14 protein-coding genes are annotated in these 16,384 nt (G+C 63.4%); 9 read left to right on the top strand and 5 right to left on the bottom strand.

Annotated features, from left to right (window positions below):
• Positions 1-2 precede the first annotated feature (2 nt).
• Complete coding sequence (locus EGJ09_RS25355; RefSeq protein ID WP_125925090.1) at positions 3-2,330, bottom strand: FdhF/YdeP family oxidoreductase; 2,328 nt, start codon at positions 2,328-2,330, stop codon at positions 3-5.
• Positions 2,331-2,650: 320 nt separating this feature from the next.
• Between EGJ09_RS25355 and moaA the strand changes: the two genes are divergently transcribed.
• Positions 2,651-3,655, top strand: coding sequence for a GTP 3',8-cyclase MoaA (moaA, locus tag EGJ09_RS25360; RefSeq protein WP_080952203.1), 1,005 nt, complete (start codon positions 2,651-2,653; stop codon positions 3,653-3,655).
• A gap of 20 nt (positions 3,656-3,675) precedes the next feature.
• Complete coding sequence (locus tag EGJ09_RS25365) at positions 3,676-4,575, top strand: bestrophin family protein (RefSeq protein WP_125925091.1); 900 nt, start codon at positions 3,676-3,678, stop codon at positions 4,573-4,575.
• 100 nt (positions 4,576-4,675) lie between these two features.
• Here the strand turns inward: EGJ09_RS25365 and moaB are convergent, their stop codons facing one another.
• Complete coding sequence (gene moaB / locus EGJ09_RS25370) at positions 4,676-5,215, bottom strand: molybdenum cofactor biosynthesis protein B (RefSeq protein ID WP_125925092.1); 540 nt, start codon at positions 5,213-5,215, stop codon at positions 4,676-4,678.
• Positions 5,216-5,354: 139 nt separating this feature from the next.
• Between moaB and EGJ09_RS25375 the strand changes: the two genes are divergently transcribed.
• On the top strand, positions 5,355-6,242 hold the full coding sequence (locus EGJ09_RS25375; protein ID WP_125925093.1) for a LysR family transcriptional regulator: 888 nt from the start codon (positions 5,355-5,357) through the stop codon (positions 6,240-6,242).
• 26 nt (positions 6,243-6,268) lie between these two features.
• Here the strand turns inward: EGJ09_RS25375 and EGJ09_RS25380 are convergent, their stop codons facing one another.
• Together EGJ09_RS25380 and EGJ09_RS25385 are read right to left on the bottom strand one after the other, a co-directional pair.
• Positions 6,269-7,138, bottom strand: coding sequence for an RHS repeat-associated core domain-containing protein (locus EGJ09_RS25380; protein ID WP_125925094.1), 870 nt, complete (start codon positions 7,136-7,138; stop codon positions 6,269-6,271).
• Between the two features lie 52 nt (positions 7,139-7,190).
• Positions 7,191-8,012 carry an AraC family transcriptional regulator gene (locus EGJ09_RS25385; protein ID WP_231386165.1) on the bottom strand — a complete coding sequence of 274 codons (822 nt, stop codon included), beginning with the start codon at positions 8,010-8,012 and terminating at the stop codon, positions 7,191-7,193.
• 285 nt (positions 8,013-8,297) lie between these two features.
• On the opposite strand from EGJ09_RS25385, the gene EGJ09_RS25390 reads away from it, so the two are divergent.
• The 5 genes from EGJ09_RS25390 to EGJ09_RS25410 all read left to right on the top strand — a co-directional run bounded on the left by EGJ09_RS25390 (position 8,298) and on the right by EGJ09_RS25410 (position 14,796).
• Positions 8,298-9,914, top strand: a complete 1,617-nt coding sequence (locus EGJ09_RS25390; RefSeq protein WP_125925095.1) for an APC family permease — start codon at positions 8,298-8,300, stop codon at positions 9,912-9,914.
• Positions 9,915-9,980: 66 nt separating this feature from the next.
• Entirely contained in the window at positions 9,981-10,907 is a 927-nt protein-coding gene (locus tag EGJ09_RS25395; RefSeq protein ID WP_125925096.1) for a 4-hydroxyproline epimerase, read from the top strand.
• A gap of 55 nt (positions 10,908-10,962) precedes the next feature.
• Positions 10,963-11,910: a dihydrodipicolinate synthase family protein gene (locus EGJ09_RS25400; protein ID WP_125925097.1), complete on the top strand. Its 948-nt coding sequence runs from the start codon at positions 10,963-10,965 to the stop codon at positions 11,908-11,910.
• Between the two features lie 54 nt (positions 11,911-11,964).
• Positions 11,965-13,542, top strand: a complete 1,578-nt coding sequence (locus EGJ09_RS25405; RefSeq protein WP_125925098.1) for an aldehyde dehydrogenase (NADP(+)) — start codon at positions 11,965-11,967, stop codon at positions 13,540-13,542.
• A gap of 3 nt (positions 13,543-13,545) precedes the next feature.
• The gene (locus tag EGJ09_RS25410; RefSeq protein ID WP_125925099.1) at positions 13,546-14,796 is read left to right on the top strand and encodes an FAD-binding oxidoreductase; all 1,251 of its coding nucleotides are present in this window, start codon (positions 13,546-13,548) and stop codon (positions 14,794-14,796) included.
• 30 nt (positions 14,797-14,826) lie between these two features.
• Here EGJ09_RS25410 and xenA read toward each other — a convergent pair whose 3' ends face one another.
• Positions 14,827-15,918, bottom strand: coding sequence for a xenobiotic reductase XenA (gene xenA, locus EGJ09_RS25415; RefSeq protein ID WP_046788002.1), 1,092 nt, complete (start codon positions 15,916-15,918; stop codon positions 14,827-14,829).
• A 49-nt stretch (positions 15,919-15,967) separates the two neighbouring features.
• On the opposite strand from xenA, the gene EGJ09_RS25420 reads away from it, so the two are divergent.
• Positions 15,968-16,303 (top strand): helix-turn-helix transcriptional regulator, encoded by a 336-nt coding sequence (locus tag EGJ09_RS25420; protein WP_039601627.1) that lies wholly within the window; start codon positions 15,968-15,970, stop codon positions 16,301-16,303.
• Positions 16,304-16,384 lie beyond the last annotated feature (81 nt).

Here is a 16,384-nt window from a genome sequence, read left to right on the forward strand (position 1 = left end):
CATCACTGCGCCGCCACCGCTTCGATTCGGTTCCCGGCCTTGGCCTTCTCAAGCCGAATCGCCACGAATTTCGACGTCGGCGTATAGGTGCCCTCGCCGTAACTTTCCAACGGCACCAGCGGGTTGGTTTCCGGGTAGTAGGCCGCTGCCTGCCCATCGGGAATGTCGTAGGGCACCAGGCGGAAGCCCGATACCCGGCGCTCCACACCGTCCTCCCACAGTGACACCAGGTCTACGTGCTCACCCGGCTCAAAGCCCAGGCGGCGGATGTCCGCCTCGCTGACGAACACCACTTCTCGCAGGCCAAACACGCCCCGATAACGATCATCTAGCCCATAAAGCGTGGTGTTGTACTGGTCATGCGAGCGCATCGTCTGCAGGATCAGGTCAGGCTTGTCGCCACGGGCGAGCACCTGGGCATTGACCAGATGCTCTGGCAACGGGCTGGCACTGAAACGCGCCTTGCCGGTCGCCGTGCGCCAACTGCGCTGGGCGGCACTGTTGCCCAAGTGGAAACCGCCTGGCTGCTGCAGGCGCTGGTTGAAGTTGGCAAAGCCGGGGATGACATCGGCGATCATGCTGCGAATACGGCCATAGTCGGCAACGGCGTATTCCCAATCGATGGGCTTGTTGCCCAGCGTGGCCTTGGCCATGCCGGCAATGATCCAGGGTTCGGACCGCATGTGCGGGGAACGCGGGCGCAGTTGGCCATGGGAAATATGCACCATGCTGAAGGTGTCTTCCACGGTCACGCCCTGCGGCCCGCCGGCTTGCAGGTCGATCTCGGTGCGCCCCAGGCAGGGCAGGATCAGCGCATCGCGGCCAGTGACCAGGTGCGAACGGTTGAGCTTGGTGGAGATCTGCACCGTCAGCGCACAGTTGCGCAGGGCCGCGTGGGTGCGGGGGGTGTCCGGCGTCGCCTGGGCGAAGTTGCCACCCAGCGCGATGAACACCTTGGCACGCTGTTGCTCCATGGCCTGGATCGCCAGCACCGCGTTGTGCCCATGGGCGCGAGGTACGCGGAACTGGAAGCGTTTTTCCAAGGCATCGAGCAACGCCGCCCTGGGTTTCTCGTCGATGCCCATGGTGCGGTCGCCTTGCACGTTGCTGTGGCCACGCACCGGCGACATGCCCGCCCCGGGCTTGCCGACGTTGCCGCGCAACAGTTGCAGGTTGACGATCTCCTGCACGGTCGGCACCGAGTGGCGGTGCTGGGTGACGCCCATCGCCCAGCACATGATCACCCGCTCGGCCTTGCGGTACATGCGCGCGGCCAGCTCGATCTCGGCCAGGGTCAGGCCGGACTGCTCGACGATATGGCCCCAAGAGGTGGCATCCACTGCCGCCAGGTAGGCGTCCACACCGCTGGTGTGCGCGGCGATGAAGTCATGGTCCAATACCGCTGGTTCACCCTTGGCCTGGGCTTCGCGCTCCCACTGCAGCAGGTACTTGGCAATGCCGCGCATGGCCGCCATGTCGCCGCCCAGGGCTGGGCGGAAGTAGGCGGTGTTGGTCGGCTCGGAGCCGTTGCTGAGCATTTCGAACGGGTGCTGCGGGTGCTGGAAGCGCTCCAGGCCACGCTCTTTGAGCGGGTTGAAGCACACCACCTGGGCGCCGCGCTTGACCGCTTCACGCAGCGGCTCGAGCATGCGCGGGTGATTGGTGCCGGGGTTCTGGCCGATGACGAAGATCGCATCGGCCAGTTCCAGGTCGTGGAACACCACGGTGCCCTTGCCTACGCCGAGGGTTTCCGACATGCCCACGCCGCTGGCCTCGTGGCACATGTTCGAGCAGTCAGGGAAGTTGTTGGTGCCATAGGCGCGGACGAACAGCTGATACAGGAATGCCGCCTCGTTGCTGGCCCGGCCGGAGGTGTAGAACTCGGCCTCATCGGGCGAATCGAGCGCATGCAAGTGCCGGGCAATCAAGGCAAAGGCCTCTTCCCAGGAGGTTTCGACGTAATGGTCGGTAGCCGCATCGTAGCGCATCGGGTGGGTCAGGCGGCCCTGGTATTCGAGCCAGTAGTCGGTCTGCTCGGCCAGCGCGCTGACGCTGTACCTGGCAAAAAACGCGGGGTCGACCGAACGGCCGGTGGCCTCCCAGTTGACCGCCTTGGCGCCGTTCTCGCAGAACTTGACCATGTCGCTTTCCGGCGACTCGCCCCAGGCGCAGCCGGGGCAGTCGAAACCGCCGTTCTGGTTGGTCTTGAGCATGGCCCGCAGGTTCTTGAAGGCGTTGTCACTGCCCAGCCAGCTCTTGGTCACGCTCTTGAGCGCGCCCCAGCCAGCGGCCGGCCCCTTGTAGTCCCTGATATGTTCGTCCTGGCTCATGCGGTCAATCCTCACGCGGGCATCGAAAAGTGCAGCGGATCGTGTCGTCCGGTGCTTGTTTTTCAGCCTATGGAGGCCGACAGGGGGCCGTCCAATCGAAATGTCTTACGGGGTGATAGGCCGTTTCGATGATGGGCTGGTGTTGGCAGCGTTCCCTTCGCGGGTAATCACGCAAACGCGACAATCCGATCAAGGCCTTGGAGTACTGGCCCTGCAGCCGTGATAGATGAGATTGATCAAGCAGTCGGGCAAAGCAATTTGACGGCGAACACCGCAGGTTATAGCGTGGAACCAGTACTCCTCCCCTGCCGAGCGCGAACGTGGAACAGAACAGCCGGGCCCTGATCGACGGCTTCAACCGGAAAATCGACTACCTGCGGATGTCGGTCACGGACCGCTGCGACTTCCGTTGCGTCTACTGCATGGCTGAAGACATGCAGTTCCTGCCGCGCCAGCAGATCCTCAGCCTTGAGGAATTGTTCCAGGTGGCCGAGCGCTTCGTCGCCTTGGGTACCCGCAAGATTCGCCTCACCGGCGGCGAGCCGCTGGTCCGCCAGGGCATCGTCGACCTGTGCGGGCGCATTGCCGCCCTGCCCGGCCTGCGTGAACTGTGCATGACCAGCAACGGCTCGCAGCTCCCCCGCCTGGCTCAGCCGCTGTTCGACGCCGGCCTATCGCGCCTGAACATCAGCCTCGACAGCCTCGATGCAGAACGTTTCAAGCAACTGACCCGCACCGGCGACCTGGCCCAGGTGATCGCCGGCATCGACGCGGCCCGCCGCGCGGGTTTTCAGCGCATCAAACTCAACTGCGTGGTGCTCAAGGGGCGCAACGACGATGAGCTGGTCGACCTGGTGCGCTTTGCCATCGACCGCGAACTGGACATCACTTTCATTGAAGAAATGCCGCTGGGCGTGATCAACGAGCATGAACGCGGCGAGTCGTTCTGCTCCAGCGACGAAGTGCGCGCGCGGCTGGCCGAGCAATTCACCCTGATCGAATCGACCGAGTCGTCCCAGGGCCCGGCGCGTTACTGGCGCCTGGCGGAAGCGGCGAGCACCCGTGTCGGGTTCATCTCGCCGCACAGCCACAACTTCTGCGCCACCTGCAACCGTGTGCGCCTGACCGTCGAAGGCCGGCTGCTGCTGTGCCTGGGCAATGAACATTCGATGGACCTCAAACAGGTGCTGCGTGCCCACCCGGGTGATGCCGAGCGGCTGGAAAAAGCCATCCGCGATTCACTGCACCTCAAGCCCTACCGCCATCATTTCGAGGTCGGTGGCGATGTGCAGATCCTGCGCTTCATGAACATGACCGGCGGCTGACCGGCCGTCTCTGGACTTCCATGATCGTTCACTCTCGCCCCGATGTGTTGCGCGTGCTGTTCACCCTCAAGGGTTCGATTGTCAAGCGCATTGCCTTGCGCTGCCTGATGGTCACCTTGCTCGCCGCCTTGATCGTGCTGGTCGAACGCCACTTCCCGGCGTTTTTCTACCCCGTCAGCGCCACCCCCTTCACACTCCTTGGCCTGTCGCTGTCGATCTTCATGAGCTTTCGCAACAATGCCTGTTACGACCGTTGGTGGGAGGGGCGCAAGGCCTGGGGGAAGATGATCATCGAGACCCGCTCGTTCGTACGTGAGAGCGTGGTGATCGCCGATGAAAAGCTGCGCGCCGAGGTGCTGCACAGCCTGTGCGGCTTTGCCCATGCGCTCAATGCCCAGTTGCGCAACGAGGATGAGGGGGCCGCCGCCCGGCCGTGGCTGGCCAACCCCGCTGCGATCCGCCCGCACAATGTCTGCGACGGTATCTTGCAGGAGGTTGGCGCCCGCTGCTCACGCCTGGCCGAGCAGCAGCAAATCAGCGACTGGCGCTACAGCCTGTTGGAACAACGCCTGGTCGGGCTGTCAGAGGTACAGGCCACCTGCGAGCGGATCAAGGGCACACCGCTGCCCTTCCCCTATACCCTGCTGCTGCACCGGACCATCTACATCTTCTGCCTGTTGCTGCCGTTCGCGCTGGCCGAGCCGCTGGGCTGGCTGGCACCGCTGTTTACCACCATTGTGGGGTACACCTTCTTTGGGCTGGATGCGATCGGCAATGAACTGGAAGACCCGTTCGGGCGAGACGAGAACGACCTGCCGACCGATGCCATGGTGCGCACGGTCGAGCGGGATGTGCTGGGGGCCTTGGGCGTGGAGCCGCTGCCACCGGCGCTGCAGCCGGTGGAGCATGTGTTGAGCTGACTGGCCCTATCGCCGGCAAGCCGGCTCCCACGGGTGCACCACAGTAATCAAAGACTGTGATCAACCCGAGCCGGCTTGCCGGCGATAGGGCCGGAACTGATCAACCGCGAGTTTCGCAGGGCGCGATGGGCTTAAGGTGCTTCACAAAATTACAAGGCTGGTGCCGCGCATCCAGCTGCTCCACCAGGATGCCTTCCCACGCCGTGCGGCAGGCACCGGTAGAGCCTGGCAGGCAGCACACCAGAGTGCCATTGGCCATGCCGGCCAACGCCCGGCTCTGCACGGTCGAGGTACCGACATCAAGAATGGACAACGCCCGGAACAGCTCGCCGAAACCGTCGATACGCCGATCGAACAGGCACTCCACCGCTTCCGGTGTGCTATCCCGCCCGGTGAAACCGGTGCCGCCGGTGATCAGCACCACCTGCACCTGCTCATCGGCAATCCAGGTGGCCACCTGGGCGCGGATCTTGTACAGGTCGTCCTTGAGCAGCGCACGCGCCACCAGGCGATGGCCAATCTGCACCGGGCGGCTGGCGAGCAGCTCACCCGAAGTGTCGTTGTCGTAGGTGCGGGTGTCGCTTACCGTCAGTACGGCGATATTGAGCGGTACGAAGACCGCGTCGGATTGAACGCGCACAGTGAAGCTCCTTGTATGGCATGGTCGTTACGCTAGAGACATGACCAGAGCGCGTCCAATCGATATGCCGTACCGCCCGATCAATGACATCTATCGCTGACTTGGTTAAGGTCAGCACAACCAGACCCCAGGCACTCCCATGGACATCAAGCAGCTCAAGTTCCTCATCGCCCTCGACCAGACCCGCCACTTCGGCCAGGCTGCGGCGCTGTGCCATATCACCCAGCCGACCCTGTCCATGCGCCTGCGCAACCTGGAAGACGAACTGGAACTGGTGCTGGTCAAGCGCGGCCAGCGCTTCGAGGGCTTCACCGAAGCCGGCGAGCGCATCTTGGCCTGGGCCCGCACCCTGCTCGCCGCCCATGATGGCCTGCAGGCCGAGGCAGCCAGCTGCCGCGGCCAAGTGGTTGGTAGCTTGCGCCTGGGCACCGTGCCGCTGGCCAGCTTCAACCCCATGCAGCTGCTGCTGCCGCTGCGCGAAAAATACCCCGAGCTGCAGTTTCAGCTCAGCTCGCTGAGCTCGGAGCAAGTCATCGACGGGCTCAGCCGCAACCAACTCGACCTGGGTATCTGCTACATGGACCAGGTCAACACCAGCTTTTTCGAAGTGATCGAACTGGGCACGACCACCATGGGCCTGCTGCACGACACCCGGCACTTCCAGTTTGCCGGCGACCCGCTGCGCTGGGATTCACTCAGCGATATACCGCTGGGCTTGCTAAGCAAAGGCATGCACTACCGCCAATCGTTGGACCTGAGCTTCCGCAGCCGTGGCCTGGAGCAGCATGCGGTGCTGGAAAGCGACTCAACCTTCCAGCTGATCCAGGCCATCAACACCGGCATGTGCTGCGCGATCATGCCGCTAGACTGTGGCTTGGAAGACCTCAGCGAGCACCTGCGCATCGTACCGGTGGCCGACGCCGCCATCCACAGCCCGGTCGGCCTGCTGCTGCGCCGCAGCGAGCCGCGCTCGTCAATAGCCGAACAGTGCTTCGCAGAGGCCCGAATAGTTATGCATAATCCATAGCTAAAACCGATTTGTTTATCATTAAGTTAGCCGAGACTCGCCAATACTCTGATCCTTTCTACCTCAACCCCCATGCCAGTCAGCTTGAACTCCACAGGGAAGAGTGTAGAGAAGTTGGGATGGTAATGCCCTGAATCATTCCAAAGCATAACGTGACCACTCTTTGGGGCTGCAATCATACCTGCTGCAATCACGCCGCCCCCTTTGGAACCGTACGTTGCCAGTATGGCATGATTCATACCATGTCGGTTCAAATCAGCCGTTCCATCGACCAGAAGCTCCCCTCTATCTGTTAATACAAATCGCCTTGAGTGATAGCCCGACACATATTTAAGATCGCTTTTACTGTTAATAACAATCGGCTTGAAACCTTGATCTGCAGAGGCTTCTTGAAATTGCTCGAACTCCGTTCCAAACTTGGATAATTTCCGATTACTCAATTTGGGATACTGACTAAAAACACTGACCTTCGTTTTTTGCTGACTCTTGAAATTAAGACGTTCACTAGCTGCTATTCGCGGGATGGCCTTGACTCCATGCTGGAGACGCTTCAGGGGTTTTATCATGGACAGGGCGAAGCGCCCACTCGGGTCTGTATTATTTATAGGATCTCCGGAACAAAAACTATAAGCATTGATGCCTCCTCGTCCGAAAGGGCTTAGCAAGTCTGGGCTGCCAAACCTCATTATCTGCGTATTCAGCAATCGATGACCATTACCGAGCAAGTATCCGCCCGCAACAAGACCACACCATTCACCATTAAACGCCACAAACCCAGTGCTAGGCTGCGCAACTCTGAGATAACCGTACGGACAATAAGATCGCGCGAAACTCACAAACAGCGCGTCTCGTTTGGTATTGTGCACCCGACTGCTAGACACTCTATTATTGACCATCAGTTATCCTCCGCACCGTCGCTTCCAACAATAAAATACTTGAGAATAATACCTACCTTCCTACCCAACGTAGTTTAGCGCCGGCATCTCTTCCCTGTGTTTCATTACACCGAACCAACCGATATTGGCGCGGCGTAAAGCCGGTCAGTTGCTTGAACTGGCGGCTGAAGGCGCTGTGGTCAGTGTAGCCGCAGCACATCGCCACGTCGGTGATGGGCAGCTCCGAATGCAACAGACGACGGGCGTGCTCCAGGCGTGCCTTGTGGATCATCTGCCGGGGCGTGAGGTGGAACACCCGCTTGCAGTAGCGCTCCAGCTGGGCCACGGAAATACCGGCGATGCGGGTGAGCTCGCCCATGCTGATCGGCTGGTGAAAGTGCTTGCGAATGTGCTCATCCACCGCGGCCAGGCGTTGATAGGCGGGGTGGCTGTCGGCGGCTGATTGCAGGTCGACCGAAATGCCGACCAAGCCGAGGATCTCGCCCGCCTGGTTGTACAGCGGGCGCTTGTGCGTCAGGCACCAGCCCGGTTCACGGCTGCCGTACAGGTGCAGCTCGAGCTGGTCTTCCAGCACCAGGCCATCCTTGAGCACACGACGGTCCTGCTCGGTATAACCGGGGCCCAGTTGCGCCGGGAAGACTTCGGCGCTGGTCTTGCCCAACAGTGGTTGCAGGCGCTTGAGGCCGCAGCGCTGAACCAGGGTGTTGTTGGCCAGCACATAGCGGGCATCCGGATCCTTGATGAAGATCGCGGCGTTGGGGATGGCATCGAGGATCGGCAACAGCAGGGATACCCCGGCGAGCAGTGCCTCAAGGCTGGCGGGGCGGTGCTGGTCCAAGTTCTGGTACAGGGCTGCCAAGGTGGCGTCGGCCATCAGTCAATTCTCTAGTGTCTGCACCGGCGCCATCGCCGGCAAAACTCTCAAACCCTTGCACAGCAAGGCCTCCAACCTATCCAGCCTGGTGACCGGCGCGCCAGTCTTTTCTGCAATTGTGCCGATTTCGTCATCTGCCCTGCAGAAAACCATCAAGAACCGTGGCCCCGTTCGGTCCACTCTAGTTCCCACGCAAGCCGCCCAAAACCTACAAGAGCGCGGCCCCAAAAGCCGCACCTGGTGACATCAGACCTGCCTATCCAAAACCTACAAAAAGGCGACCCCATGTCAGGCAAATTCAAGAAACAGCTGTCATTGCTGGACCTCACCTTCATCGGCCTCGGCGCCATCTTCGGCTCCGGCTGGCTGTTCGCCGCCAGCCACGTTTCGGCCATTGCCGGGCCGGCCGGCATCCTCTCCTGGTTTCTCGGCGGCTTCGCCGTACTGCTACTGGGCATCGTTTACTGCGAACTCGGCGCCGCGCTGCCACGCGCCGGGGGTGTGGTGCGCTACCCGGTGTACTCGCACGGCCCACTGCTCGGCTACCTGATGGGCTTCATCACCCTGATCGCCTTCTCCAGCCTGATCGCCATCGAAGTGGTCGCATCACGCCAGTACGCCGCGGCCTGGTTCCCCGGCCTGACCAAGGCCGGCTCCAGCGACCCCACCGTGCTCGGCTGGTTGGTGCAGTTTGCGCTGCTGGGGCTGTTCTTCCTGCTCAACTACCGCAGCGTCAAGACCTTCGCCAAGGCCAACAACCTGGTCAGCGTGTTCAAGTTCATCGTGCCGCTGCTGGTGATCGGTGTGCTGTTCACCTTCTTCAAGCCAGAGAACTTCGAGGTCCAGGGCTTCGCCCCCTTCGGCATGTCCGGTGTGGAAATGGCCGTCTCGGCTGGCGGCATCATCTTCGCTTACCTGGGCCTGACACCAATCATCTCGGTGGCAAGCGAGGTCAAGAACCCACAGCGCACCATACCCATCGCGCTGATCCTCTCCGTGCTGCTGTCCACCGCGATCTATGCCCTGCTGCAACTGGCCTTCCTTGGCAGCGTGCCAACCGAAATGCTGACCAACGGCTGGGCTTCGGTGACCAAGGAACTGGCCCTGCCCTACCGTGACATCGCCTTGGCCCTGGGCGTAGGCTGGCTGGCCTACCTGGTGGTGGCCGATGCGGTGATCTCCCCCAGCGGCTGCGGCAACATCTACATGAACGCCACCCCGCGGGTGATCTATGGCTGGGCCCAGACCGGCACCTTCTTCAAGTATTTCACCCGCATCGACGAGCAATCGGGCATCCCACGCCCGGCGCTGTGGCTGACCTTCGGCCTGTCAGTGTTCTGGACCCTGCCCTTTCCGTCCTGGGAAGCGCTGATTAACGTGGTGTCTGCAGCCCTGGTGCTGAGCTATGCCGTAGCGCCGGTCACCGTCGCTGCCCTGCGCCGCAATGCGCCAGATATGCCACGCCCGTTCCGGGTCAAGGGCATGGGCGTGCTGGGCCCGCTGTCGTTCATCATCGCCGCGCTGATCGTCTACTGGTCCGGCTGGAACACCGTGTCGTGGCTACTGGCCCTGCAGATCGTGATGTTCGTGCTGTACCTGCTGTGCGGCCGCTTCGTGCCGACCCAGCACCTGTCGCTGGCCCAGCAAGTGCGCTCCAGCGCCTGGCTGATCGGCTTTTACGCGGTGACCATCCTGCTTTCCTGGCTGGGCAGTTTCGGCGGCCTGGGCGTGATCGGCCACCCGTTCGATACCGTGGTCGTCGCGGCCTGCGCGCTGGGCATCTACTACTGGGGTGCTGCCACCGGCGTGCCGGCCCACCTGGTGCGCCTGGAAGGCGAAGACGAAAGCGAAACAAGCCACGAGGCCCAGGCCGCCACTCGCCCGGCTGCACTGGCCTCCTGAAGGCTACTGGCCCTGTCGCCGGCACAACCAGCACAAAAGCAGGCTCACTAGAGAATGGACATGCCCATGAAACACGTTCACGTCATCGACTCGCACACCGGCGGCGAACCGACCCGCCTGGTAATGAATGGCTTCCCGCAACTCAATGGCCGCAGCATGGCCGAGCAGCGCGATGAGTTGCGCGAGCTGCACGACCACTGGCGCCGCGCCTGCCTGCTGGAGCCACGCGGCAACGATGTGCTGGTCGGTGCGCTGTACTGCGCCCCGGTGTCGGAAGACGCCACTTGTGGGGTGATCTTTTTCAACAATGCCGGGTACCTGAACATGTGTGGCCACGGCACCATCGGGCTGGTCGCCTCGCTACGGCACCTGGGGCTGATCCAGCCGGGCGTGCACAAAATCGACACGCCGGTCGGCCAGGTCAGCGCCACCCTGCACGAGGACGGCGCGGTCACCGTCGGCAACGTGCCGTCCTATCGCTACCGCCGGCAGGTGTCGGTGGACGTGCCAGGCCATGGCGTGGTGCACGGCGACATCGCCTGGGGCGGCAACTGGTTCTTCCTGGTTTCAGAGCACGGCCAGCGCGTCGAGCTGGACAACCGCGAAGCTCTCACCGCGTTCACCTGGGCGATGCTCAAGGCCCTGGAGGCCCAAGGCATCACCGGCGAGCACGGCGCCCCCATCGACCATATCGAGCTGTTTGCCGCCGACCCTGATGCCGACAGCCGCAACTTCGTCATGTGCCCCGGCAAGGCCTATGACCGCTCGCCTTGCGGCACCGGCACCAGCGCCAAGCTGGCCTGCCTGGCCGCCGACGGCAAGCTCGCCGAAGGCCAGACCTGGGTCCAGGCCAGCATTACCGGCAGCCAGTTCCACGGCCGTTACGAGCGCGAAGGTGAGCATATTCGCCCATTCATCACCGGCCGCGCCTACATGACCGCCGACAGTACCCTGCTGATCGACGAACAAGACCCTTTCGCCTGGGGCATCTGACTGCCCAGGCCATTTTCTTCGCAACCCAGACTGAATACTGCAAGGAGTGATACCCATGAGCGACAATATTTTCACCGGCTGCATGCCTGCCCTGATGACCCCCTGCACCACCGAGCGCAAGCCAGACTTCGACGCCCTTGTGCGCAAAGGGCGCGAGCTGATCGAGGCCGGCATGAGCGCCGTGGTCTACTGCGGCTCGATGGGCGACTGGCCGCTGCTGACCGAAGCCGAGCGCCAGGAGGGCGTGGCGCGCCTGGTTGCCGCCGGCATCCCGACCATCGTCGGCACCGGCGCGGTGAACACCCGTGAAGCCGTGGCCCATGCAGCCCATGCCGCCAAGGTCGGCGCCGCCGGCCTGATGGTCATCCCCCGCGTGCTGTCGCGTGGCGCCTCTCTGATCGCCCAAAAGCACCACTTCGCCGCGATCCTGCAAGCGGCGCCGAAGCTGCCTGCAGTGATCTACAACAGCCCCTACTACGGCTTTGCCACCCGTGCCGACCTGTTCTTCGAACTGCGCCGCGACTACCCGAACCTGATCGGTTTCAAGGAGTTCGGTGGTGGTGCCGACCTGCGCTACGCCGCCGAGCACATCACCTCCAAAGACGACGATGTGACCCTGATGGTCGGCGTGGATACCCAGGTAGTCCATGGTTTCGTCAACTGCAACGCCACCGGCGCCATTACCGGCATCGGCAATGCCCTGCCGCGTGAAGTGCTGCAACTGGTGAGCCTGAGCAAGCAAGCGGCCAAGGGTGACGCCAGGGCCCGCCGCCTGGCACGCGAGCTGGAGTCGGCATTGGCGGTGCTGTCGTCGTTCGATGAGGGCTGCGACCTGGTGCTGTATTACAAACATTTGATGGTGCTCAACGGCGACCGCGAATACAGCCTGCACTTCAACGAAACCGATGCGCTCACCGACGCCCAGCGCAACTACGCCGAACAGCAGTACGCGCTGTTCCGCACGTGGTATGCCAGCTGGTCGGCCGAGCAGAACCTGGCCTGAACCCTGGGGCTGCTTGGCAGCCCCGACCCAGAAACCGACTATGAAGGAGGCTCCATGCCCCTGACAGGCAAACTGCTGATCGGCCAACGCCCCGTACCCGGCAGCCGCGAAGCGATCCGCGCCATCGACCCGGCTACCAACCAGCCTCTGGAACCCGCCTATGCCGGTGGTACCGGGGAACACGTGGCCCACGCCTGCGAACTGGCCTGGGCTGCGTTCGACGCCTACCGCGAAACCTCACTGGAGCAACGCGCAATCTTTCTCGAAACCATCGCCCAGCAGATAGAAGCGCTGGGCGATGCCTTGATCGGCCGTGCCGTGGCCGAAAGTGGCCTGCCCAAGGCACGTATCCTGGGCGAACAGGGCCGTACCTGTGGCCAACTGCGCACCTTCGCCCGCGTGGTGCGCAGTGGTGAATGGCTGGATGTGCGCGTCGATGCCGCCCAACCACAGCGCCAGCCCCTGCCGCGCGCCGACCTGCGCCAGCGCCAGGTGGCCTTGGGGCCGGTAGCGGTGTTTGGCGCCAGCAACTTCCCCCTGGCCTTCTCGGTGGCCGGTGGCGACACCGCCTCGGCCCTGGCCGCCGGCTGCCCGGTGGTGGTCAAGGCACACGGCGCGCACCCGGGCACCAGTGAGCTGGTCGGCCAGGCCGTCGCTCGCGCCGTGCAGCTGTGCGGCCTGCCAGAGGGCGTCTTCTCGCTGCTGTATGGTGCTGGGCGTGAAGTGGGCATCGCCCTGGTCAGCGACCCGCGGATCAAGGCCGTTGGCTTCACCGGTTCGCGCAGCGGCGGTTTGGCCCTGTGCCACGCGGCTCAGGCGCGCCCGGAACCGATCCCGGTGTATGCCGAGATGAGCTCGATCAACCCGGTGTTCCTGTTCGACGCAGCCTTGCAGGCGCGTGGTGAGGTACTGGCCCAAGGTTTCGTTGCCTCGTTGACCCAGGGCGCCGGGCAGTTCTGCACCAACCCCGGCCTGATAGTCGCCCGCCAAGGCCCGGCACTGCAGCGTTTTATCGCCGCCACCAGCGAGCAAGTACGCCATGCAGCGGCGCAGACCATGCTGACCCCGGGCATTTTCAATGCCTACGCAGCGGGTGTGGGCGCCCTGACCGAAAACAGCAATGCCAAGGTCGCGGCCTGCGGCCAACCCCCGCAAGGCCCGAACCAGTGCCAGGCTCAGCTGTTCGTCACCCAGGCCAGCGCGTTTCTCGCCGACCCGGGCTTGCAGGCCGAGGTGTTTGGCGCCGCTTCGTTGGTGGTGGCCTGCGACAGCGATGAACAAGTGCGCCAGGTGGCCGAGCACCTGGAGGGCCAACTGACCGCGACCCTGCACCTGGACGATGCCGACCTCGACAGCGCCCGCAGCCTGCTGCCGACCCTCGAACGCAAGGCCGGGCGCCTGCTGGTCAATGGCTGGCCGACCGGGGTTGAGGTGTGCGATGCGATGGTCCACGGCGGGCCGTTCCCGGCAACGTCCGATGCGCGCAGCACCTCGGTGGGCACGGCTGCGATCCTGCGTTTTCTGCGGCCGGTGTGCTATCAGGACTTCCCCGATGCCTTGCTGCCGCAGGCGCTGAAGCACGCAAACCCGCTGCAGGTGCGGCGCTTGCTCGACGGCAAGCGGGAACACTGAATCATGGCCCACGCCCCCTCCCAGACCGATATCGCTGTGGTCGGCGCCGGCATTGTCGGTGTCGCCTGCGCCCTGCAACTGGCCCGCCAGGGCCGTCGCGTGCTGCTGATCGACCGCCAACCGCCGGGCCACGGCGCCTCCTACGGCAATGCCGGACACCTGGCTACCGAGCAGGTGTTCCCGATTGCCGACCTGTCGATCCTCAAGCGCCTGCCGCGCATGCTGCTGGACCCGATGGGGCCCCTGCGGCTGGACTGGAAGTACCTGCCCAAGGCGTTGCCCTGGTTCACCCGGCTGCTGCTCAACCTGCGCCAGGAGCCGTTCCAGCGCAGCGTGGCCGGCATCCGTGCACTGAACGAAGGCAGCCTGGGCGCCTGGCAGCGTTTGCTCGGCTCCATCGGGCGCAGCGAGCTGTTCAAGGAGGACGGCTCGTTGCTGGTGTTCGAGCGCGCCGAGTCGCGCCCGGCACTGGAGGCGTTGCAGGCACGCATGCAACAGCAGGCGGTGCCGGCTGAATTCTGGTCAGCCGACACGGTGCGCGCCGCTGCGCCAGAGTTGACCTCGTCGATCTTGGGCGGCTTGTTTTTCCCCCGTACCGGGCATTTCATCGATCCTTACCGTGTGGTAATCGAGTTGTTCGAAGCCGCCAAGGCCAGTGGCGTGCGCTTCGTCCAGGCGCAGGTCGATGGCGGACAACTGAATGGCAATGGCGTGCAGCTCAACACCGGCCAAGGTACGTTCCATGCGCGCCAGGTGCTAATCAGTTGCGGCGCGCACTCAGCGCAACTGACCACTGCTCTGACCGGCAAACGAGTCCCTCTGGATACCGAGCGTGGCTATCACCTGATGCTGCCTGGCGAGCAGCAGCGCTTGCCATTCGCCGTCACCTCGCTGGAGCGCAAGTTCATCATGACGCCGATGGCCGAGGGCTTGCGCCTGGCTGGCACGGTGGAGTTCGCCGGTCTCGATGCACCGCCGAGCATGCAGCGGGCGTGGCAGTTGCACCGGTTGAGCAAGGGTTTGTTCCAGCGTGAACTGAATGCCGAAGGGGCGACGCCGTGGATGGGCTTGCGGCCTTCGCTGCCGGACTCACTGCCGGTGATCGACCGGGTGTGTGATGGGCGCGTGCTGCTAGCGTTTGGGCATCAGCACCTGGGGTTGACCCAGGCGGCGGTGACAGCGGAATGGGTGGCGGGGTTGGCTGAACGGGAGCTTCGTGCCGAGTTGAAGGGTTACCGGTTGGATCGGTTTTGAGCCGGGGCCGCTGTGCGGCCCCTCCAGGAATCAGCGATAACGCTCAAGCCAGTGCGCGTAAGGCGCAGGCAAAGTCCACGAGGCTTTATCGACGCCCAGTTCCTTGGCCGCAAAATACGCCCAGTGCGGGTCGGCCAGGTGCGCACGCCCCACCGACACCAGGTCGAGCTGATTGGCCTTCAACGCCCCTTCCGCCAACTGCGGCGTACCGAAGCCCCACGCCGAAGTCACTGGCAAACCTGCCTCACGACGCACACGCTCAGCGATCGGCCCCATGAAGGCAGGGCCCCATGGAATGTTGGTGTCCGGGATGGTGAAGCCGACGCTGACACTGAGCAGGTCCAGGCCACCCGCCTTGAACAGGCGGGCCAACTCGATGGACTCTTCCAGCGTCTGCTCATCACGGCCGTCGTATTCCAGCACGCCAAAGCGGGCGGTCAGCGGCAGGTTTTCCGGCCACACCTCGCGCACGGCTGCCAGGGTTTCCAGCAGGAAGCGGCTGCGGTTCTCGAAGCTGCCACCGTAGGCATCGGTGCGCTGGTTGGAGTGCTCGGAGAAGAAGCTCTGCCCCAGGTAGCCGTGAGCGAAGTGCAGTTCGATCCATTCAAAGCCCGCATCACGCGCCCGACGTGCGGCATCGACGAAGTCCTGCTTGACCCGAGCAATGTCGTCCAGGGTCATTTCACGCGGCACTTTCGGCAAGTGGGCGCCGAAGGCGATGGCCGACGGGGCGATGGTGTCCCAGCCTCGCGCGTCATCCGCGGCGATATGGTCGTCACCTTCCCACGGGCGGTTGGCACTGGCCTTGCGCCCCGCGTGGGCGATCTGGATGCCCGGCACCGAGCCTGCAGCCTTGATCGCCTGCACCACCGGCACAAAGGCCTGGGCATGGGCGTCGCTCCAGATACCGGCGCAACCGGGGGTGATACGCCCTTGCGGCGCCACCGCAGTGGCTTCGACCACCAGCAGGCCGGCGCCACCACGGGCCAGGCCGGCGTAATGCACCTGGTGCCAATCGTTGATCATGCCGTCCTCGGCCATGTACTGGCACATCGGCGGAATGGCGATGCGGTTGCGCAAGGTGACGTCTTTGAGGGTATAGGGTTCGAACAGTGCGGACATGGAGAACTCCGGGTTCATCTGAATACGATAGTTCGATCATAATCGAACTATGGCAATTAATGAAACCCCCGTTATCATGACGCCCATGCGAGCCTACAAACATCCCACCCCTGAAGACCTGATCCTCGAGCGCCTGCTGTATGCGCTGAGCGACCCTGTACGCATGGAAATCGTGCGCCACCTGGCAGGCGTGGCGGAAGCCAGCTGCGGCGAGCTGGACGGCGGCCGGCCGAAGTCCAGCATGTCCCATCATTTTCGCGTATTGCGCGATGCGGGGCTGGTGCAAACGCGCAATGTGGGCACTACCCATATGAACTCACTGCGCAGCGAAATGCTCAATGCACGCTTCCCCGGTTTGCTGGAGTGCATTTTGCGTCAGCGGTGAGCCAGGGTTGGCTGTGGGGCCGGAACAGGCAAAAAAAAACCACGAGGTCACCCCCGTGGCTTTCGATCACAACGCTGACGC

The sequence above is a fragment of the Pseudomonas sp. p106 genome, assembly GCF_003936645.1.
Classification (GTDB): Bacteria; Pseudomonadota; Gammaproteobacteria; order Pseudomonadales; family Pseudomonadaceae; genus Aquipseudomonas; species Aquipseudomonas putida_E.